This is a genomic window from Streptomyces sp. AHU1, from assembly GCF_045343905.1.
In the GTDB taxonomy this organism is placed as follows: Bacteria; Actinomycetota; Actinomycetes; order Streptomycetales; family Streptomycetaceae; genus Streptomyces; species Streptomyces triticiradicis.
Genome location: NZ_CP174283.1, coordinates 6,604,707 through 6,624,116, shown reverse-complemented (window position 1 = coordinate 6,624,116; position 19,410 = coordinate 6,604,707). Strand labels below are relative to the sequence as shown.

General features: G+C 70.5%; 16 protein-coding genes and 1 riboswitch. Of the genes, 7 read left to right on the top strand and 9 right to left on the bottom strand.

The genetic code is table 11. From position 1 onward, the window contains the following. The first annotated feature begins 22 nt into the window (after positions 1-22). Entirely contained in the window at positions 23-304 is a 282-nt protein-coding gene (locus ACICHK_RS29465) for an HPr family phosphocarrier protein (RefSeq protein ID WP_406839218.1), read from the top strand. 223 nt (positions 305-527) lie between these two features. On the opposite strand, the gene ACICHK_RS29460 is transcribed toward ACICHK_RS29465, so the two are convergent. The 4 genes from ACICHK_RS29460 to ACICHK_RS29445 form a co-directional block, all read right to left on the bottom strand. Beyond that, positions 528-1,220, bottom strand: a complete 693-nt coding sequence (locus tag ACICHK_RS29460; RefSeq protein ID WP_406839217.1) for a GntR family transcriptional regulator — start codon at positions 1,218-1,220, stop codon at positions 528-530. 196 nt (positions 1,221-1,416) lie between these two features. Then, positions 1,417-2,187, bottom strand: coding sequence for a M23 family metallopeptidase (locus ACICHK_RS29455; protein ID WP_151468730.1), 771 nt, complete (start codon positions 2,185-2,187; stop codon positions 1,417-1,419). 12 nt (positions 2,188-2,199) lie between these two features. Continuing rightward, positions 2,200-2,359: riboswitch (cyclic di-AMP (ydaO/yuaA leader) on the bottom strand. Positions 2,360-2,574: 215 nt separating this feature from the next. After that, positions 2,575-3,963 (bottom strand): M16 family metallopeptidase, encoded by a 1,389-nt coding sequence (locus tag ACICHK_RS29450; protein WP_406839216.1) that lies wholly within the window; start codon positions 3,961-3,963, stop codon positions 2,575-2,577. Then, positions 3,960-5,315 carry a M16 family metallopeptidase gene (locus ACICHK_RS29445; RefSeq protein ID WP_406839215.1) on the bottom strand — a complete coding sequence of 452 codons (1,356 nt, stop codon included), beginning with the start codon at positions 5,313-5,315 and terminating at the stop codon, positions 3,960-3,962. Before ACICHK_RS29445 ends, ACICHK_RS29450 begins: the two co-directional genes overlap by 4 nt. 388 nt (positions 5,316-5,703) lie before the next feature. Between ACICHK_RS29445 and ACICHK_RS29440 the strand changes: the two genes are divergently transcribed. Then, entirely contained in the window at positions 5,704-8,163 is a 2,460-nt protein-coding gene (locus ACICHK_RS29440) for a DNA topoisomerase (ATP-hydrolyzing) subunit A (protein WP_406839214.1), read from the top strand. A gap of 7 nt (positions 8,164-8,170) precedes the next feature. On the opposite strand, the gene ACICHK_RS29435 is transcribed toward ACICHK_RS29440, so the two are convergent. Further along, positions 8,171-9,274: a CobW family GTP-binding protein gene (locus ACICHK_RS29435; protein WP_406839213.1), complete on the bottom strand. Its 1,104-nt coding sequence runs from the start codon at positions 9,272-9,274 to the stop codon at positions 8,171-8,173. 135 nt (positions 9,275-9,409) lie between these two features. Then, the gene (locus ACICHK_RS29430; RefSeq protein WP_406839212.1) at positions 9,410-10,603 is read right to left on the bottom strand and encodes a citrate synthase/methylcitrate synthase; all 1,194 of its coding nucleotides are present in this window, start codon (positions 10,601-10,603) and stop codon (positions 9,410-9,412) included. 97 nt (positions 10,604-10,700) lie between these two features. Between ACICHK_RS29430 and ACICHK_RS29425 the strand changes: the two genes are divergently transcribed. The 4 genes from ACICHK_RS29425 (at position 10,701) to ACICHK_RS29410 (ending at position 15,545) form a co-directional block, all read left to right on the top strand. Further along, positions 10,701-11,960, top strand: coding sequence for a citrate synthase (locus ACICHK_RS29425; RefSeq protein ID WP_406839211.1), 1,260 nt, complete (start codon positions 10,701-10,703; stop codon positions 11,958-11,960). Positions 11,961-12,123: 163 nt separating this feature from the next. Further along, positions 12,124-13,068, top strand: coding sequence for a sucrase ferredoxin (locus ACICHK_RS29420; protein WP_406839210.1), 945 nt, complete (start codon positions 12,124-12,126; stop codon positions 13,066-13,068). 108 nt (positions 13,069-13,176) lie between these two features. After that, a complete protein-coding gene (locus tag ACICHK_RS29415; RefSeq protein ID WP_406839209.1) occupies positions 13,177-14,862 on the top strand; it encodes an ATP-binding protein in 1,686 nt (561 codons plus the stop codon). Further along, on the top strand, positions 14,862-15,545 hold the full coding sequence (locus ACICHK_RS29410; RefSeq protein WP_406839208.1) for a response regulator: 684 nt from the start codon (positions 14,862-14,864) through the stop codon (positions 15,543-15,545). Before ACICHK_RS29415 ends, ACICHK_RS29410 begins: the two co-directional genes overlap by 1 nt. A gap of 105 nt (positions 15,546-15,650) precedes the next feature. Here the strand turns inward: ACICHK_RS29410 and ACICHK_RS29405 are convergent, their stop codons facing one another. From ACICHK_RS29405 to ACICHK_RS29395, 3 genes are all read right to left on the bottom strand, one after another. Beyond that, on the bottom strand, positions 15,651-16,706 hold the full coding sequence (locus tag ACICHK_RS29405; protein WP_406839207.1) for an ABC transporter substrate-binding protein: 1,056 nt from the start codon (positions 16,704-16,706) through the stop codon (positions 15,651-15,653). Positions 16,707-16,825: 119 nt separating this feature from the next. Then, the gene (locus ACICHK_RS29400) at positions 16,826-17,689 is read right to left on the bottom strand and encodes an ABC transporter permease (protein WP_406839206.1); all 864 of its coding nucleotides are present in this window, start codon (positions 17,687-17,689) and stop codon (positions 16,826-16,828) included. Continuing rightward, positions 17,679-18,494, bottom strand: a complete 816-nt coding sequence (locus tag ACICHK_RS29395) for an ABC transporter ATP-binding protein (RefSeq protein ID WP_406839205.1) — start codon at positions 18,492-18,494, stop codon at positions 17,679-17,681. Before ACICHK_RS29395 ends, ACICHK_RS29400 begins: the two co-directional genes overlap by 11 nt. Positions 18,495-18,657: 163 nt before the next feature. On the opposite strand from ACICHK_RS29395, the gene ACICHK_RS29390 reads away from it, so the two are divergent. After that, entirely contained in the window at positions 18,658-19,350 is a 693-nt protein-coding gene (locus tag ACICHK_RS29390; RefSeq protein WP_406839204.1) for a response regulator, read from the top strand. The last annotated feature ends 60 nt before the right edge of the window (positions 19,351-19,410 follow it).

Here is a 19,410-nt window from a genome sequence, read left to right as displayed (position 1 = left end):
AGCACCTGAAGGGCAGCATCACATGGCTGAGCGCCGCGTCAACGTCGGCTGGACCGAGGGCCTCCACGCCCGCCCCGCCTCCATCTTCGTCCGGGCCGCCACGGCCTCGGGTGTCCCCGTGACGATCGCCAAGGCCGACGGCTCCCCCGTCAACGCGGCCTCCATGCTCGCGGTCCTCGGCCTGGGCGCCGAGGGCGGCGAGGAGATCGTCCTCGCGTCGGACGCCGAGGGCGCGGACGCCGCTCTCGACCGTCTGGCGAAGCTGGTCGCCGAGGGCCTTGACGAGCTCCCCGAGACCGTCTGAGCCCGCGAGGCACCCAGGAAACACGCGGCCGAGCCGCGCCTCCCTCACCGGGCGGCGCGGCTCGGCCGTTTTCCGCGTCCCGTCCAGGAATTGCCCACGCACCCCGCACGACCCCCGCGCCGTGGGCACGTGAATGGCGTGCTCCGAAATTACGGACACACCAATAAAAGGGCATCAGAAATGAGCCTCTTCCGAATATCCCTCTTTGTATACGGCGCCCGTGTTAATGACACGGGCCCGTCATGTTTACGGGATGTTGCGAACTTCTCACACCGTCCGGCCGGTCGCCGCCGGGAAATCGGAGCCGGTGCGCGGCCGTCGCGCGCTCGGTGTGCAGGGCCGTGATCGCGCGGGCCCGCTCGCTGTCGCCGCGGGCGACCGCGTCCACGATGCCCCCGTGCTCCGCCCAGGACTCCGCGGGGTCGGCCGGCGCCTCCACCGAGTACATCCAGGCGATCTTGCGGCGCAGCTGGGCGAGCGTGGAGGTCAGCGCGGGACTTCCCGACGCCTGCGCCAGCGTCTCGTGGAACCAGCCGCCCAGCGAGCGCAGATCCTCGCTGTTCCCTTTCCTGGAACGCTCCTGCCCGAGCCTGACCAGGCCTCGCAGCACCTTGAGGTGGGCCTCCGTACGCCGCTGCGCGGCCCTCGCGGCACCCAGCGGTTCCAGCAGCATGCGCATCTCCAGGAGGTCCGCGGCCTCCTGTTCGGTGGGCTCCGCGACGCACGCGCCCGCGTGCCGTCGGGTGACCACGAAGCCTTCGGCCTCCAGGGTGCGCAGGGCCTCGCGGACGGGGACGCGGGAGACGCCGTAGCGCCGCGCGAGCAGTTCCTCGGTGAGTCGGCCGCCGCGTCCGTAGACACCCGCGACGATGTCGTCACGGATCGCCGTGCACACCGAGTGCGCCGGAATACGCATGACCGACCTCCGCTTTAATCCCCGCGAAACGTCATCGATTGACGCTTGTTCAGTGACTCTATTGCAGGAAGCCGGAATTTCCGATGGCGGGCCCGAATCCATGGATATTTTTTGGACAGACGACCTCCGGAAACGACGATGCCCCGGCTCGGTGAGCCGGGGCATCGAAAGCGGCGGAGAAGCCGCGAAGCGGTCGTCAGACGTTGACGCCGTGCGAGCGCAGGTACGCGACCGGGTTGATGTCCGAGCCGTACTCCGCGGTCGTACGGGCCTCGAAGTGGAGGTGCGGTCCCGTGGTGTTGCCGGTGTCACCGGAGAGGCCGATCTGCTGTCCCGGAGTGACCGTCTGGCCCACGGACACACCGATGGACGACAGGTGGCCGTACATGGTGTACGTGCCGTCGTGCATCTTGATCACCACTTGATTGCCGTAGGCGCCGCCGTCTCCGGCCGTGACGATCGTGCCCGCGCCGACGGCGTGGACCGGGGTTCCGGTCGCGGCGTGGAAGTCGACGCCGGTGTGGCTGCCGGACGACCAGAGGGCGCTGCTGGCCTGGTAGCCGGTGGAGACGTACGAACCGGTGATCGGCATGACGAAGGTGTTCAGGCGCTTGCGCTCGGCCTCGCGGGCGGCGCGCTCCTTGGCCTCACGGAGCTTCACGGCCTGCTCCGCCGCCTGCTTGCGCGCGGTCTGCTCGGCCTGCTTGCGGGCGGCGGCCTCGTCGGCGGCGAGCTGCTGCGCGAAGGCCTGGGCGTCGATCTGGTCGGCGACCGTGTCGCCGACGGTGACGGCCTGGGTCAGCCCCGTCTGCGTCTGCTCGACGGAAGCCTCGGCGGCGAGCGCGGGGGCGGCCAGGGTTCCGACCACACCGGTGGTGGTGAGCGCCGCGACCCCGACGGCGGTCGTGGTCGTGCTGTGCACGCGGCTCGGACGACGGTGCTTGCCGGTGCCACAGGAGAACGCCATGTAGAGGCTGGTCCTTTCCTTCCCTCTCGCCTACCGGGTTAGCTGACGGGTTCGGAGCAGGAAGGTCTCCTACGGACCCCCTCGGGGAGAGGGCGTCCGATTCACCCCAGGGACTGCGTGTGGGTCCCCGGCTCCCCTGGCTCGCGCCATGGGGACTCGGCGATGACTGTCCGGTGCCGCGGGCGCGGCGCACTGCCTGACGAACAGCCGGAACGACGCTATGCGGGGCGTCGTTCGAACAACAAACGGATCACGATTTTTGTAACGCATCCCACAGGGCAGAAGGGCAACCGCCGTACGAATGTGGACATCTCGCGAGGGGCGTACGGGAAAAGGAGGGCCCTGACGGCTCTTCAGCCGTCAGGGCCCTCCTGGGTCGCACGGGTTCTACTCGGCCGCCACCACGGTGACTTCACCGATTCCGAGGGCCCTGACCGGCTCCGCGATCTGCGCCGCGTCACCCACCAGGACGGTCACCAGACGGTCCGTCGGGAAGGCGCTCACGGCCGCCGCGGTCGCCTCCACGGTGCCGGTGGCGGCCAGTTGCCGGTAGAGCGTCGCCTGGTAGTCGTCCGGCAGGTGCTGCTCGACCTGGTCCGCGAGGGTGCTCGCGACGGCCGCCGCCGTCTCGAACTTGAGGGGCGCGACACCCACCAGGTTCTGCACGGCGACGTCGCGCTCCGCGTCGGTCAGTCCCTCGGCCGCGAGGGTGCGCAGCACCTTCCACAGGTCGTCGAGCGCCGGACCGGTGTTGGGGGTGTCGACCGAGCCGCTGATGGCGAGCATCGCGGCTCCCGTGCCGTCCGGCGCGGAGCGCAGGACCTGGCCGAAGGCCCGTACGCCGTAGGTGTAGCCCTTCTCCTCGCGCAGGACGCGGTCGAGGCGCGAGGTGAGGGTGCCGCCCAGGCAGTACGTGCCGAGGACCTGGGCGGGCCACACGCGGTCGTGCCGGTCGGCGCCGACACGGCCGATGAGCAGCTGCGTCTGGACGGCGCCGGGACGGTCGACGATGATCACGCGGCCGGTGTCGTCGGCGCTCACCGGCGGCACGGGAAGGGGCTCGGCGGACGAGCCGGTCCAGGATCCGAGCGTGTCGGCGAGCAGCTCGTCGAGATCGACACCGGTCAGGTCGCCGACGACGACGGCGGTGGCCGTGGCGGGACGCACGTGCTTCTCGTAGAAGGCACGGACGCCCGCCGCGTCGATGTTCCGGACGGTCTCCTCCGTGCCCTGGCGCGGGCGCGCCATGCGCGCGCTGGCCGGGAACAGTTCCTTGGAGAGTTCCTTGGCGGCACGGCGGGCCGGGTTGGCCGTCTCGTGCGGGATCTCGTCCAGCCGGTTGGTCACCAGCCGCTCGACCTCGCTGTCCGCGAACGCGGGGGCCCGCAGGGCGTCGGCGAGCAGGCCGAGTGCCTTGGCCAGGCGCGAGACGGGCACTTCGAGGGACAGGCGTACGCCGGGGTGGTCGGCGTGCGCGTCGAGCGTGGCGCCGCAGCGCTCCAGCTCGGCGGCGAAGTCCTCGGCGGAGTGCTTGTCGGTGCCCTCGGAGAAGGCGCGCGCCATGATCGTGGCGATGCCGTCCAGGCCCGCGGGCTCGGCGTCCAGCGGCGCGGCGAGGATCACCTCGACGGCGACGACCTGCTGGCCGGGGCGGTGGCAGCGCAGCACGGTCAGGCCGTTGTCCAGGGTGCCGCGCTCGGGGGCGGGGAACGCCCACGGCTTGGGCTGTCCGGCCTGGGGCTGCGGGTGGAAGTCCATGGTGGCGAGCTCGGTCACTTCGCCGCCTCCTCGTCGGTCTCGTCGGCGGAGTCAGCCGCGTCGGCGGCTTCGGCGGCGGTCGGCTCGTAGACGAGCACCGCCCGGTTGTCGGGACGCAGGCGGGCCCGGGCGGCCTCCCGGACCTCCTCCGCGGTGACGTCGAGGACGCGCTGCACGGCGGTCAGGGCGAGCTGCGGGTCACCGAACAGGACGGCGTAGCGGCACAGTTCGTCGGCACGGCCCGCGACCGTGCCGAGCCGGTCCAGCCATTCGCGCTCCAACTGGGCCTGGGCGCGCTCCATCTCCTCGGCCGTGGGGCCCTCCTCGGCGAACCGGGCGAGCTCCTCGTCGACGGCGGCCTCGATGACCGGGACCTCTACGTCGCCGGACGTCTTCACGTCCAGCCACCCCAGGGAGGGCGCCCCCGCGAGCCGCAGCAGACCGAATCCGGCCGCGACGGCGGTACGGTCACGGCGCACGAGCCGGTTGTAGAGCCGGGAGGACTCGCCGCCGCCGAGGACGGTCAGCGCCAGGTCGGCCGCGTCACACGCGCGCGTGCCGTCCTCCGGGAGCCGGTAGGCGGCCATCAGGGCACGCGCCGGGACGTCCTCCTCGACGACCTCGCGCACCTGCTCACCGATGATGTCGGGCAGCGAGCCGTCCCGCGGGGCGGGCTTGCCGTCGTGCCCGGGGATGGAACCGAAGTACTTCTCGACCCAGGCGAGCGTCTGCTCCGGGTCGATGTCGCCGACGACCGACAGGACCGCGTTGTTGGGCGCGTAGTTGGTGCGGAAGAACGCGCGGGCGTCCTCCAGGGTGGCCGCGTCCAGATCCGCCATCGACCCGATCGGGGTGTGGTGGTACGGGTGGCCCTCGGGGTACGCGAGCGCGGTGAGCTTCTCGAACGCGGTTCCGTACGGAACGTTGTCGTAGCGCTGCCGGCGCTCGTTCTTCACCACGTCGCGCTGGTTCTCCATGGACTCGTCGTCCAGCGCCTCGAGCAGCGATCCCATGCGGTCGGCCTCCAGCCAGAGGGCGAGCTCCAGCTGGTGGGCGGGCATGGTCTCGAAGTAGTTGGTGCGCTCGAAGCTCGTCGTGCCGTTGAGCGAGCCGCCGGCGCCCTGGACGAGTTCGAAGTGGCCGTTGCCGTGGACCTGCTTGGAACCCTGGAACATCAGGTGCTCGAAAAGGTGGGCGAGTCCGGTCCGGCCCTTGACCTCGTGGCGCGAGCCGACGTCGTACCAGAGGCAGACCGCGGCGACCGGGGTCAGATGGTCCTCGGAGAGCACCACGCGCAGGCCGTTGGCCAGGCGGTGCTCGGTCGCTGTCAGACCGCCGGAGCCTGCCTCAGCTGTGGCCGTGTGACCCATGGGCATGTACGTCCCTTCGATCGCGGAACTGCGTCATTCCTGTCGGTCCTGCCACTGTATGCAAGCGCGCGGACGCCTGGCGAAGTTCCCGCACCGCGTACGCCGAGAGCGAGACTTGCGCGTGTCCCCCGCGCACCCGGGAAACCCTTCCGGGAACCACCGCGAACGCGTCCGGGGACCGTCCGGCACCGGGCCACGAACGCCTCCGGGGGCTGTCCGGCCCCGGGCTCGGCGGCCGCCCGGCACCGGTCCCGAAGCCGCCCGCGGAGCGCGCCGGGGAGGCGCTACGGACGGGTCGCGGTCGGCGTTGTCAGTGGGGCGGTCCACAATGGTGCGCGTCAGCACCCGTTCATGCCCCGGCAGAGACTGTGAAGGAGCCGCAGCAGCGATGGCCCGCCGCAGCACGAAGACCCCGCCGCCCGACGACTCGTACGAGGAGAAGATCCTCGACATCGACGTCGTGGACGAGATGCAGGGCTCCTTCCTCGAATACGCGTACTCGGTCATCTACTCGCGAGCCCTGCCGGACGCCCGCGACGGCCTCAAGCCGGTCCACCGCCGCATCGTGTACCAGATGAACGAGATGGGCCTGCGCCCCGACCGCGGCTACGTGAAGTGTGCCCGTGTCGTCGGCGAGGTCATGGGTAAGCTGCACCCGCACGGCGACGCGTCGATCTACGACGCCCTGGTGCGCCTGGCGCAGCCCTTCTCCATGCGTCTGCCCCTGGTCGACGGCCACGGCAACTTCGGTTCGCTCGGCAACGACGACCCGCCGGCCGCGATGCGTTACACCGAGTCCCGGATGGCCGACGCGACGTCGCTGATGACCGAGTCGATCGACGAGGACACCGTCGACTTCACGCCCAATTACGACGGCCAGGAGCAGGAGCCGGTGGCCCTCCCGGCCGCTTTCCCGAACCTGCTGGTCAACGGCTCGTCGGGCATCGCCGTCGGCATGGCCACCAACATGCCGCCGCACAACCTGGGCGAGGTCATCGCCGCCGCCCGGCACCTCATCCGCTACCCGGGGGCCGACCTCGAGACGCTGATGAAGCACATCCCGGGACCCGACCTGCCCACCGGCGGCCGGATCGTCGGCCTCTCCGGGATCAGGGACGCGTACGAGTCGGGCCGCGGCACCTTCAAGATCCGCGCCACGGTGTCGGTGGAGGACGTCACGGCGCGCCGCAAGGGCCTCATCGTCACCGAGCTGCCCTTCACCGTGGGTCCGGAGAAGGTGATCTCCAAGATCAAGGACCTGGTCGGCTCGAAGAAGCTCCAGGGCATCGCCGACGTCAAGGACCTCACCGACCGTGCGCACGGCCTGCGCCTGGTCATCGAGATCAAGAACGGCTTCGTGCCGGAGGCGGTCCTCGAACAGCTCTACAAGCTGACGCCGATGGAGGAGTCCTTCGGCATCAACAACGTGGCGCTGGTGGACGGCCAGCCGCTCACCCTGGGCCTCAAGGAGCTGCTGGAGGTCTACCTCGACCACCGCTTCGACGTCGTGCGCCGCCGCAGCGAGTTCCGCCGCGGCAAGAAGCGCGACCGGCTGCACCTGGTCGAGGGTCTGCTCGTCGCCCTCCTGGACATCGACGAGGTCATCCGCCTCATCCGCTCCAGCGACAACTCGGCGCAGGCCAAGGAACGGCTGGTCGAGCGCTTCTCCCTCTCCGAGATCCAGACGCAGTACATCCTGGACACGCCGCTGCGCCGGCTCACCCGGTTCGACCGCATCGAGCTGGAGTCGGAGCGCGACCGCCTCAACGGCGAGATCGACGAGCTGACCGGCATCCTGGAGTCGGACACGGAGCTGCGCAAGCTCGTCTCCGGCGAACTGGCCGCGGTGGCCAAGAAGTTCGGCACCGACCGGCGCACGGTGCTCCTGGAGTCCGCGGGCGCGCCGGCCGCGACCGTCCCGCTCCAGGTCGCCGACGACCCGTGCCGCGTCCTGCTGTCCTCCACGGGACTGCTGGCGCGTACGATGACCGCCGCCCCCTTCGGGCAGGACCCTGACGGCAAGCGCACCAAGCACGACGTGATCGTCTCCGCGGTGTCCGCGACGGCACGCGGCGAGATCGGTGCCGTCACGTCCCTGGGCCGTCTCCTGCGCCTGAACGTGATCGACCTCCCGCAGCTGCCCGAGACGGCGTCGGCGCCCAATCTCTCCGGGGGCGCTCCGGTCGCGGAGTTCCTGTCCTCCCTCGAGCCGGACGAGACGGTGGTCTGTCTGACGACGCTCGACGAGGCGTCGCCGGGCCTCGCGATCGGCACGGAGCAGGGTGTCGTCAAGCGTGTGGTGCCCGACTACCCCTCGAACAAGGAGGAGTTGGAGGTCATCACCCTCAAGGAGGGCGACCGGATCGTCGGCGCCGTCGAGCTGCGCACCGGCGAGGAGGACCTGGTCTTCATCACGGACGACGCCCAGCTGCTGCGCTACCAGGCCTCGCAGGTACGTCCGCAGGGCCGTGCCGCGGGCGGCATGGCGGGCATCAAGCTGACGGACGGCGCGAAGGTGATCTCGTTCACCGCGGTCGACCCGGCGGTCGACGCGGTGGTGTTCACGGTGGCGGGTTCGCGCGGGACGCTGGACGACTCCGTCCAGACCACGGCCAAGCTGACTCCCTTCGACCAGTACCCGCGCAAGGGCCGCGCCACGGGTGGTGTGCGCTGCCAGCGGTTCCTGAAGGGCGAGGACTGTCTGTCGCTGGCCTGGGCCGGTGCGGCGCCGGGGCGTGCGGCGCAGAAGACCGGTATGCCCGTCGACCTGCCGGTGATCGACCCGCGCCGTGACGGTTCGGGCGTGTCGCTGGGCAAGCCCGTGTCGGTGGTGGCCGGCCCGGTGTAGTCCGCGGTCAGCCCTCCGGGCTGGGCTCCTGCACGTAGCGGAGGACGCCCCACATGCTGTGTTCGTCGGCGTGCGGGGCGTCCTCTTCGCATGCCTCCAGTTCCTTCGCCAGTGCCGCCGTGTCGATCCCGGAGCCGATGAGGACGAGCTGGGTGCACCGCTCGTCCTCGCCGCTCCAGGGCTCCGGGTAGAAGCGCAGGAACCGCCCGACGGCGTGCACGGCGTACCGGTTGCGGGTGTCCTGGACGCCGAAGTCGACGTACCCCTTGATCCGGTAGAGCCCTTCGGGCCGCGTGTCGAGGAAGGCCATCAACCGCCGTGGTCCGAGCGGCACTTCGGAGCGGAAGGAGAGGGAGTCGTAGGAGGAGTGCAGATGGCCGAGGTGACCGCGCTCTTCGTGTCCGCGGTCCTTGTCGCCGTGCTCCCCCGGCTCGTCCTCCCGGCCGTCGCCCTCGTCGTGCCGGTGGAGATCGTCGAAGGACAGTTGCCCGATGCGCTCCTCGCTGGGCCTGCAGTCGAAGAGGAATTCGGGATCGATCCGGCCGTAGGTGGCGGGGACGACCGCGGCGCGGTCGGCGAGCTCCCGCACGGCGGCCAGCACGTGCCGGGCGTCGTCGGCCCGGTCGGTCTTGTTGACGACGACGAGATCGGCGAGGGCGAGGTGCCGGTCGATCTCGGGGTGCTTCTCGCGCGTGCCGGCGAACTCGGCGGCGTCGACGACCTCGACGAGCCCTCCGTACACGATCCCCGGGTGCTCGCTGGCGAGCACCATGCGCACGAGTTCCTGCGGCTCGGCGAGGCCGCTCGCCTCGATGACGATGACGTCGATCCCCGCGGAGGGTTGAGCGAGCCGATCCAGATATTGATCGAGTTCACTGACGTCGACCGCACAGCACAGACACCCGTTGCCGAGGGAGACGGTGGAGTCGCCGAGCGCTCCGGCCACCGCCATCGCGTCGATCTCGATCGCGCCGAAGTCGTTGACCACTGCTCCGATACGGCTGCCACCGCTGCGGTGCAGGAGGTGGTTGAGCAGTGTGGTCTTGCCGGAACCCAGGAAGCCGGCGAGAACGACGACCGGGATCTGCCGGGAACTCGACAAACTCACCATGAGCCCTCTCTGAACCTGTGCGCTCACCGGCTCATGGGGCCGGCGCTCACGCGGGAAACGAATGCCGACCCAGCATACGAGTGGGGGAAACGCCCCGAAGCGGACGATCGCCCGCGGACGGCGGCCGCCCCGTCGCTATGAAGACGCCCTCGGCACCGCCACAGGCGGCACCGGTCCCACGTAGCGGGCCGCAGGGCGGATGATCTTCGAGTCCTCCGCCTGTTCCATGATGTTCGCGCTCCAGCCGACCACGCGGGCGGCGGCGAAGGTGGGGGTGAACATCTCCCGGGGCAGCCCGCAGAGCTCCATGACCACACCGGCGTAGAACTCCACGTTGGTGTGCAGTTCGCGGCCCGGCTTGAGCTCGGCCAGGATCGCCTCCACCCGTCGTTCGACTTCGACCGCGAACTCCACGAGCGGGCCGCCGAATTCCTGGGCCATCCCGCGGAGCATCCTCGAGCGCGGGTCCTCCGTCCGGTAGACGGGGTGCCCGAAGCCCATGATGCGATCGCCGGCGAGGACACGTTCACGGATCCAGGGGTCGATGCGGTCGGGGGTCCCGATCGCGTCGAGGGTGTCCAGGGCGCGACTGGGGGCACCGCCGTGAAGAGGGCCGGAGAGAGCCCCGACCGCGCCCACGAGACAGGCCGCCACATCCGCTCCGGTGGAGGCGATCACCCGTGCCGTGAACGTTGATGCATTGAATCCATGGTCAATGGTTGAGATGAGGTACCGCTCGACCGCGCGGGCACGGGCGGCGTCCGGCTCCGAACCCGTCAGCATGTACAGGTAGTTGGCGGCGTACCCCAGGTCGTCGCGCGGCTCCACCGGGTCCAGGCCCTGCCCGATCCGGTACAGCGCGGTGAGCAGTGTCGGCACGGCCGCCGTCGCCGCGAGGCCGTCCTCACGGCGGCGCCCCGCGTCGATGTCGTACACCGGACGGAACCCCAGCGAGGCCCCGAGCAGCGACAAGGCGGTGCGCAGCCCGGCGAGGGGCCCCGACGGCCCGGTCGCCGCCGCGATCGCGGGCAGCGCGGCGCGCACGTCGTCCGGCAGCCGGCGCAGCCGCGCGGTCCGCGCGGCGAAGGCGGCACGGCGAGCCTCGTCGGGCAGCTCGCCGTGGGCCAGCAGGTGCCAGACCTCCTCGAAGCCACAGGCCTGCGCGAGGTCGACGGCCGAGTACTGGCGGTAGTGGTAGAAGCCCTCCCGCCCCCTGACGTCACCCAGTTCGGTGTCGGTGACGACGACGCCCGCGAGTCCCCGCGGCACGTCGGCGAGCACGTCGACAGGACGGTCGACGGAGATGGACGCGGCTCGATTGATCGGCATGTTTCCTCCCTGGACTTGATTCGACTGTCCATGCTTGACTCTATAACTGTCAATATTGATTGAATCAATATACGAATCCACAGGTACGGTGGCGCTCATGAGGGATCGAGAAGCGGCGACGTCGGCACACGAAGGCCGACGGCTCAGCACCAAGGAGACCGCCGAACTGCTCGGCGTGAAGCCGGAGACCGTGTACGCGTACGTGAGCCGCGGCCAGCTCAGCAGCAGACGGGAGCCGGGAGGGCGCGGGAGCACGTTCGACGCCAAGGAGGTCGAGGCGCTCGCGCGGCGCAACAGGCGGGAGAGCGGCGGCGGTTCGAGCGGCGGCGGCGAACTCTCCGTCCGCACCCGCATCACCTTGATCGACAAGGACCGGTACTACTTCCGGGGCGTCGACGCGACGGAACTGGCCGCGCGGTACTCCTACGAGGAGATCGCCGAGTGGCTGTGGACCGGCGAACTGCGTCCCGGCACCACGTTCACGGCCCCGGAGGCATCCGTGGCCGCCGCCCGGCGCAGCGTCGACGCGCTGCCCGAGCACAGCGGCCCGACCGACCGGCTGCGCGTCGCGGCGATCGCCGCGGCCGCCGCCGACCCGCTGCGCTTCGACCTCTCCGAGAGCGCCGTCCTCGGAGCCGGACGCACCCTCATCCCCACCCTCGTCGCCGCGCTCCCGACCGTGCGACACGACCGGCGCGACGAAGGCCCACTGGCTCATCGACTGTGGGCACGGCTCAGCGGACGCACACCCGACGAGGCGTCACTGCGCGTTCTGGACACGGCACTCGGGCTGCTCGTCGACCACGATCTGGCCGCCTCGACGCTGGCGGTCCGGGTCGCGGCATCGGCCCGCGCCCACGCGTACGCGGCCGTGTCGGCGGGCCTCGGCGTCCTCGAAGGCCCCCTCCACGGGGCGGCCAGCGGGCTCGCGCACCGACTGCTGCTGGACGTCCTGGACCGGGGGACCGCCGCTCCCGTGGTCGCCGACGAACTGCGTGCCGGGCGCCGTGTCCCCGGACTCGGCCACCGGCTCTACCCCGGTGAGGATCCACGCGCACGTGCCCTGTTCGCCCTCCTGGAGGAGGTGCCCGGCGCGGCGCCCGCGCTGGCGGCGGCCCACGACGTGGTGACCACCACGGCCCGGCACACGCCTCTGCACGCCAATGTCGATCTCGCCCTGGCCGTCTTCACCGCCTCCTCCGGCATGCCGGCCTCGGCGGGAGAGACGATCTTCGCTGTCGCCCGGACGGCGGGCTGGATCGCCCACGCCCTGGAGGAGTACGCGGAACGCCCCTTGCGAATGCGGCCGAGCGGACACTACGTGGGCGAGCGACCACCCCGGCCGCTCCCACGCTAGACGGCGCACGCCGGGCGCGAAGAAGAAATCTGCGCGCCCCTTACGAGCGCCGTCTCCCCAGCCGCGCCTCCGCGCACCCGGCCGCGCTCCGGAATCGCCCCTGACGCGCCCCCACGGGACGGCGGGAAGCCACCCCGGACGAAGTCAGGTTAGGCTCACCTCTGTGAGTACGTGCACGACCGCGTCACGGCAGCTCGACGAGCCCCTTTCCGGGACCGCGGCCACTGCGAGGACATGGCTGCTCATCGAGCAGCCCGGACCCTGGGGTGTCAAGGCGCTCACCTCGAGCCACCTGGACCCCGCGCTCGGCCGCGCCCTCGAAGCGGCCGCGCAGGACACAGGGGTGCGGATCGCGCTCATCCGGCGCCCCGGTCGCCACGCCGACTGCGGTTCGCTCTCCGAACGGCATGTGTACGCGGCCCACACCACCCCGGGAGGCGTGTGGCTGCACAGCGCCATGACGCGTGATCCCGGGCGGCTGCTCGACCTCGACTTCACCGCGCTCGGCGCGGGAGATCCGCGCTCCTTCGACGACGTCCTCCAAGGACGACCCCACACCGGCGACCCGCTGGCCCTCGTCTGCACCAACGGCAAACGCGACCGTTGCTGCGCCCTGCTCGGCCGCCCACTGGCGGCGGAACTGGCCGCTTCCGGCGTCGGCGGCATCTGGGAGGTCACCCATCTGGGCGGTCATCGCTTCTCGCCCACCGTGCTGGTCCTGCCGTACGGCTACGCGTACGGGCGCACCGACGCCCACGCCGTCGAGGAGGTCCTCCAGGGCGTCCGGGACGGCCGGATCGTCACCGAGGGGTGTCGTGGAAACTCCGCCTGGGAACGCCCCGGCCAGGCGGCCGAGCTGGCAGTGCGCGCGTCGTCGGGCGAGCAGGCCGCCGATGTCCTGACGGTGATCCGCACGGACGGCACCGCGCCACGCTGGGAGGTGACCGTCGCCCACTCCGACGGCCGCCTGTGGCGGGTCGTCGTCGCGCGGGGCGCCTCGCTGCCGCCCCGCCCGGAAAGCTGCGGTTCGGCTCTCGGTTCACCCGCGCGGATGGATGTGGTGGCCGTGCGGCAGCTGGAACAGACGGTCGTCGCCGTGGCCTGCTGAGGACGCGGCCCCGAGCCCGGTCGGGACCCGACGGCCTCAACCGTTGATCAAGAGATACACGCCACACCCTCTTCGGAGGGGCGCACACGCCCCCGTACCGTCATGGGCATGAGCCCCACTCCCCCCGTACGACGACTGCGCCTCGGTCTGCCGCGGCGGGTGTTCGCCCAGGTACTGCTGATGCAGATCGCGATCGCCGCGGGAGTCGCCGTACTCGCCACCGGGCTGTTCCTGGCGCCGCTCAGCGCGCAGCTGGACGACCAGGCCATGCGGCGCGCCCTGGCGATCGCGCAGACCACGGCCGCCCAGCCGCAGATCGCCGTGGACCTCCGGCGGACGGCTCCTTCGAGGACCGGCCCCGTACAGGCCGAGGCCGAGCGGATACGGAAGGCGAGTGGCGCCGAGTACGTCGTCGTGATGGACATGCGGGGCATCCGCTGGTCGCACCCGGCCCTCACCGAGATCGGCAGACCGGTCTCGACGGACCCGAAGCGGGCCCTGGCCGGCAGGGACGTCATGGAGATCGACACCGGAACCCTGGGGCGCTCCGCACGGGGCAAGGTGCCACTGCGTGACGCCGACGACCGGATCATCGGCGCGGTGTCGGTGGGGATCAAGTACGACAGTGTGCGGGCCCGGCTGATCGACGCGATCCCGGGGTTGTTCGCGTACGCGGGCGGGGCCATGGCCGTGGGCGCGCTGGCCGCGTATCTGATCTCCCGAAGGGTCCAGCGCCAGACCCATGACCTGGCCTTCTCCGACATCTCGGCGCTGCTCGCGGAACGTGAGGCGATGCTGCACGGCATCCGGGAGGGCGTGGTCGCCCTCGACCGCGGCGGTCGCGTACGTCTTCTGAACGACGAGGCGCAGCGGCTGCTCGGAGTAGGCGCCGAGGCCGTCGGACAGCCGCTCGACGACGCGCTGGGCCCGGGGCGTACGACGGACGTGCTGGCCGGACGCGTCACCGGGAAGGACCTGCTGACCGTCCGCGGCCAGCGCGTCCTGGTGGCCAACCGGATGCCCACCGAGGACGGCGGCGCCGTGGCAACCCTGCGCGACCGGACCGAACTGGAGCAGCTCGGCCGCGAGCTCGACTCCACGCACGGCCTGATCGACGCCCTGCGCGCACAGGACCATGAGCACGCCAACCGGATGCACACACTTCTGGGGCTGCTCGAACTGGAGATGTACGACGACGCCGTGGAGTTCATCGGAGAGGTGGTCGGGGAACACAGGGTCACCGCGGAACAGATCACCGAGAAGATCCACGATCCGCTGCTCGCCGCGCTTCTGGTCGGCAAGGCGACCGTGGCGGCCGAGCGTGGCGTGGCGCTGTGGATATCGGACCGGACGGTGCTGCCGGACCGGCTGGTCGACCCTCGGGGGCTCGTCACGGTCGTGGGCAACCTCGTCGACAACGCGCTCGACGCCGTCGCGGGCACGCCGCACGCACGCGTGGAGGTCGAACTGCGCGTCGAGGGGCGGGCCGCCGTACTGCGGGTACGGGACACCGGCCCCGGCATCCCGGAGGAGCGACGGGAGTTGGTCTTCACTGACGGCTGGAGCACGAAGCGGCCACCGGCGCACGGCAAGCGCGGAATCGGCCTCTCCCTGGTGCGGCGCCTCGCCGAGCGGCAGGGCGGCAGCGCGGAGGTGACCGACGCGGACGGCGGCGGCGCGCAGTTCACCGTCGTCCTGCCGGAGGCGCTGACGGACCCGTCGCTCGCTCCGAAGGACGCCACCGGGGGCGCCAGGAGCACCTGGAACGCCGGGAACAACCGCGGAGAGACGTGATGATCGAGGTTCTGGTCGTGGACGACGACCCCCGGGTCGCCCGCGTCAACGCCGCCCAGGTGGAAAGGGTGCCCGGCTTCCGTGTCGCCGGTACGGCGCACAGCGCCGCCGAGGCGCTGCGCGCGATGGAGGCGTCACCGCGCCCGGACCTGGTCCTCCTGGACCACCACCTGCCGGACGAGACAGGTCTCGCGGTCGTCCAGGAGATGCGCCGACGGGGCCTTCAGACCGATGTGATCATGGTGACCGCGGCACGTGACCTCGCGACCGTGCGGGCGGCTCTGCGGCAGGGCGTACTCCACTACCTGGTCAAGCCGTTCTCGTTCGCCGGGCTGCGCGCCGTACTGGAGACGTACGCGGATCTGCGACGCACCCTCGACCGCGACGGCACGGCCGAGCAGTCCGAAGTGGACCAGATCTTCGGGACCCTCTCGGCGGGCACCGTGCCCGGCCTGCCCAAGGGGCACTCCCCTCCGACCGCCGAGCTCGTACGGCGCGCGCTGGTGAACGCGGAGGGCTCGCTGTCGGCCCAGGAGGTCGCGGAGGAGATCGGGCTGAGCCGGCAGACCGCACAGCGTTATCTGAAGCTCCTGGAGCGCACGGGGAAGGCGGGTCTGAGCCTCAGGTACGGCGACGCGGGCCGCCCGGAGCACCGCTACGTCTGGGCGCCCCGCGGCGGATGACGCGGCCGGCGGCACACGGAGGCCGCCCCGCCGCACGTACGGCCGGCGGGAAAGACCGGTCGTACGCGGGGCGGGGCGGCTCGGCGCGGTCTCGGCCGCGGGCGGTCAGCCGGCCGCCTTCTTCACGAACTCCGTGGTGTACGTCTTGCTCAGATCGATGTCGGCGTTCTTGATGTTCGGGTTGAACGCCTTGAGGACCTTCTCGACGGTCTCGGGACCGTTCTCGGGCATCACCCCGTCGTCGGTGAACATCGGCAGCGTGCTCTTGATGGCCCCGGCGTACAGCGTCTTGTCGCCCTGGGAGTAGTCGGCGGGCATCTTGGCGGCGATCTCGGAGGCACTGTGCCCGGACATCCACCGCAGGGTCTTCACGAAGGCGTCGGCCAGCTTCTGGACCGTCTCCTTGTGACCGTTGACCCAGTCCGTCTGCATGTACAGGCTTGACGAGGGATAGGGTCCGCCGAGCGCCTTCTGCGACCCCTCGGGCGTGCGCATGTCGACGAGCACCTTGCCGAGCTTCTTCTCCATGACCGTGGCGACGGTGGGGTCCGTCGTCATGCCGCTGTCGATCGCGCCCTTCTCGAGGGCAGAGACGAACGTCGGTCCGGCACCGACGGCGACCGGCGTGAACTCGCTGACCTGCACCCCGTTCTTGACCGCCAGGTATTTGGTGAGGAAGTCGGTCGAGGAGCCGAGTCCGGTGACGCCGAGCTTTTTGCCCTTGAAGTCCCTGGGCGAAGTGATGTCGCCCGCGCGCTTGTCGGAGACGATCTCGACCTCACCCGGCGCGTGCGAGAACTGCACGACCGACTCGACGGCCTTGCCCTTGGTCTGCAGGTCGAGCGTGTGGTCGTAGAAGCCGACCGCGCCCTGCACCTGTCCCGAGACGAGGGCGGTCTCGGCCTGGACACCGGCCGGCTCACTGAGGAGCTCGACGTCCAGACCCGCGTCCGCGAAGTAGCCGAGCCGCTGGGTGAGCATCGCCGGCAGGTAGATGACCTTGTCCAGTCCACCGACCATGATCTTGACGTGCTCCCCCTTGCCGCCACCGTTGCCGGAGTCGGCCGCCGTACCCGCCGCGTCATTGGCGCAGGCGGTGAGCGAGGTGAGAGCGAGCAGACCGGCGGCTGCCAGCGCGGAGTATCTGGCGGTCTTGCGCATGGTGGTTCACGTCCTTGTGAGTGGAGGGGAGGCCGTGCGTACGGCGGGATCGTGCGTACGGGCGGGCTCGTACGTGCGTGAGGGTGGGATCGGGTGTGCTCGCTGGGGCGGGAGCGGAGTCAGCGGTCGGACTCCGACGGCTTCCAGCGGAAGATGCGGCGTTCGCCGAACGTCAGCAGTCCTTCGGCGAGCAGGGCGACGACGGCGAGGATGACCATCGCCGCGTACACCCCGGCCGCGTTGAAGGTGCCCTGCGACTGCGCGACGAGCAGGCCGACACCCTTGGTGGCACCGATGTACTCGCCGACGATCGCGCCGATGAGCGCGAAACCGAAACTGACGTGGAGGCTGGTGAAGATCCACGAGGTGGCGGACGGTATGACGACCTGCAGGGTCACCCGGCGATCGCTCGCGCCGAGGATCCGGGCGTTGGCCACCAGGTTCCGGTCGACCTCCCGGGCTCCCTGGAAGGCGTTGAAGAACACCGGGAAGAAGACGAGCACCACGGCCGAGGCGACCTTGGAGGCCGGTCCGAGCCCGAACCAGATCACGAAGATGGGCGCGAGGACGATCCTGGGTATGGAGTTGAGCACCTTGATGTACGGACCGAGGACGTCTGCGAGCAGGGTGATCCGCCCCAGGGCGATACCGAAGACCACACCGGCGACCACACCGATGACCCAGCCGAGCAGTGCCTCGTGAAGCGTGTACCAGATCTGCTCGCCGAGAGGGCCGAGCGCCGTCCCGTGCATCACCCAGGTCTGGATCTGTTCCCAGATCTTCGAGGGCATCGAGAAGTTGAACGGGTCGATGACCTCGGCCCGCGAGAGGGCCTCCCACAGGCCGAGCACGGCTACCAGGAGCAGCACCCGGGCGGCGCCCACCACGAGCTTGCGTCTGCGGGCGGCACGGGCACGGGAGTGCGCGCGGCCCGAGACCTTGGCCGTGTCGACGGCCGGGGCGCCGAGAACCTCAGGCGACATGTGCGGCACCCCTTTCGCGGGTGATGCGGACCTCTTCCCCGAGGGACTCCCAGATCTCGCGGTAGATCTCGATGAACCGAGGCTCCAGACGCACCGATTCGACCTTGCGCGGCCGCGGCAGATCGATGTCGAAGACCTGCTTCACGGTGGCGGGGCCCGCGGTCATCACGACGACCTTGTCGGCGAGCGCGATGGACTCCTCCAGGTCGTGGGTGACGAAGACGACGGAGGCGCCCGTCCCTTCCCACAGTTCGAGCAGTTCGTCGGACATCAGCGCCCTGGTCTGCACGTCGAGCGCCGAGAAGGGCTCGTCCATCAGCAGGATCTCGGGGTCGTTGACGAAGGTCGCGGCGAGGGCGACGCGCTTGCGCTGACCGCCGGAGAGCTGGTGGGGGTAGCGGTCCTCGAAAGCCGCGAGCCCGACCCGGGCGAGCCATTCCCGGGCTCGTTCCTTCGCCTCCGCCTTGGGCACGCCACGGAACCGGGGCCCGGCCATCACGTTGGACAGAACCGTGCGCCAGGGGAAAGTGGCGTCCTGCTGGAAGACGAATCCGACCTTGTCCCCGACGCCGGCGACCGGCTCTCCGGCGACCAGTACCTCGCCCTCGGTGGGTTCCTCAAGACCACTGACCAGGGTCAGCGTGGTGGACTTGCCGCAGCCGGTCGGTCCGACGACGGCCACGAACTCGCCCCGGCCGACGGTCAGGTCGAGCTCCCTGACGGCCGTGTGCAAACCCCCTGACGGGGTCTTGAAGATCTTGCTCGCGCCCCGCAGCTCGATGGCGGGGCCGGTGTCTGTGCTCATGGCCCGGGACCGTAGATGTGGTGCGGGCCACAGCATCAGTCTTCTGGGCGCAAGGCGTTCTTCTGCTCGCAAGGGTCTGTTGTGCTCATTTTGCTCGCGCTACAACATGCGGAGCCGAAACACGGGCGCAACACTCGCCCAGGCCTTGAGAGAAAGAGGCCCGATGATTGACGTCCTGGTCGTGGACGACGACTTCCGCGTCGCCGAGATCAACGCGAAGTACGTGAGCAAGGTTCCCGGATTCCGGGTGACCGCCCGCGCGCACAGTGCCGCCCAGGCCCTGGCCGCGATCGAGCGCGCTCCCGTCGACCTGGTGCTGCTCGACCACTATCTGCCGGACCGGACGGGTCTCGAACTCGTCCACCAGATGCGGGAGAACGGTCACGGCACCGATGTCATCATGATCACCGCGGCCGGCGATGTGGCCACGGTACGGGCGGCGATGCGCCTGGGCGCCCTGCACTACCTGATCAAACCGTTCACCTTCACCGCCCTGCGCACCCGCCTCGACTCCTACGCCGCCCTGCGCCGCACCGTCGACCGGGTGGGCGGCCACGGTGTGACGGGCCAGGAACAGGTCGACCGGATCTTCGGGGCCCTGCGCACCGCACCCGCGCCGTCCTCCCCCGGGCTGCCCAGCGGTCATTCGGAGCCGACCACGGACCTGATCTGCGACGTGCTGCACCAGGCGGGCCAACCGCTGTCGGCCCACGAGGTGGCGTCCGAGACCGGCCTCAGCCGATCCACCGCCCAGCGCTATCTGCGGCACCTGGAGCAGGCCGGGCGGCTGCGCCTCTCCCTCAAGTACGGCGACACGGGGCGCCCGGAACACCGCTACGCGTGGGTGACGCCCTGATACGGCACTCCCCGGCCAGGGATTGTCGTGTGGACCGCATGCCGCCTCAGAGCGTCACGA

What these genes read in the sequence shown, in the direction of transcription:
- ACICHK_RS29465 (WP_406839218.1), top strand. Translation starts at nt 23, where the DNA reads ATGGCTGAGCGCCGCGTCAACGTCGGCTGGACCGAGGGCCTCCACGCC.
- ACICHK_RS29460 (WP_406839217.1), bottom strand. Translation starts at nt 1,220, where the DNA reads ATGCGTATTCCGGCGCACTCGGTGTGCACGGCGATCCGTGACGACATC.
- ACICHK_RS29455 (WP_151468730.1), bottom strand. Translation starts at nt 2,187, where the DNA reads ATGGCGTTCTCCTGTGGCACCGGCAAGCACCGTCGTCCGAGCCGCGTG.
- ACICHK_RS29445 (WP_406839215.1), bottom strand. Translation starts at nt 5,315, where the DNA reads ATGGGTCACACGGCCACAGCTGAGGCAGGCTCCGGCGGTCTGACAGCG.
- ACICHK_RS29440 (WP_406839214.1), top strand. Translation starts at nt 5,704, where the DNA reads ATGGCCCGCCGCAGCACGAAGACCCCGCCGCCCGACGACTCGTACGAG.
- ACICHK_RS29435 (WP_406839213.1), bottom strand. Translation starts at nt 9,274, where the DNA reads ATGGTGAGTTTGTCGAGTTCCCGGCAGATCCCGGTCGTCGTTCTCGCC.
- ACICHK_RS29430 (WP_406839212.1), bottom strand. Translation starts at nt 10,603, where the DNA reads ATGCCGATCAATCGAGCCGCGTCCATCTCCGTCGACCGTCCTGTCGAC.
- ACICHK_RS29425 (WP_406839211.1), top strand. Translation starts at nt 10,701, where the DNA reads ATGAGGGATCGAGAAGCGGCGACGTCGGCACACGAAGGCCGACGGCTC.
- ACICHK_RS29415 (WP_406839209.1), top strand. Translation starts at nt 13,177, where the DNA reads ATGAGCCCCACTCCCCCCGTACGACGACTGCGCCTCGGTCTGCCGCGG.
- ACICHK_RS29410 (WP_406839208.1), top strand. Translation starts at nt 14,862, where the DNA reads ATGATCGAGGTTCTGGTCGTGGACGACGACCCCCGGGTCGCCCGCGTC.
- ACICHK_RS29405 (WP_406839207.1), bottom strand. Translation starts at nt 16,706, where the DNA reads ATGCGCAAGACCGCCAGATACTCCGCGCTGGCAGCCGCCGGTCTGCTC.
- ACICHK_RS29400 (WP_406839206.1), bottom strand. Translation starts at nt 17,689, where the DNA reads ATGTCGCCTGAGGTTCTCGGCGCCCCGGCCGTCGACACGGCCAAGGTC.
- ACICHK_RS29395 (WP_406839205.1), bottom strand. Translation starts at nt 18,494, where the DNA reads ATGAGCACAGACACCGGCCCCGCCATCGAGCTGCGGGGCGCGAGCAAG.
- ACICHK_RS29390 (WP_406839204.1), top strand. Translation starts at nt 18,658, where the DNA reads ATGATTGACGTCCTGGTCGTGGACGACGACTTCCGCGTCGCCGAGATC.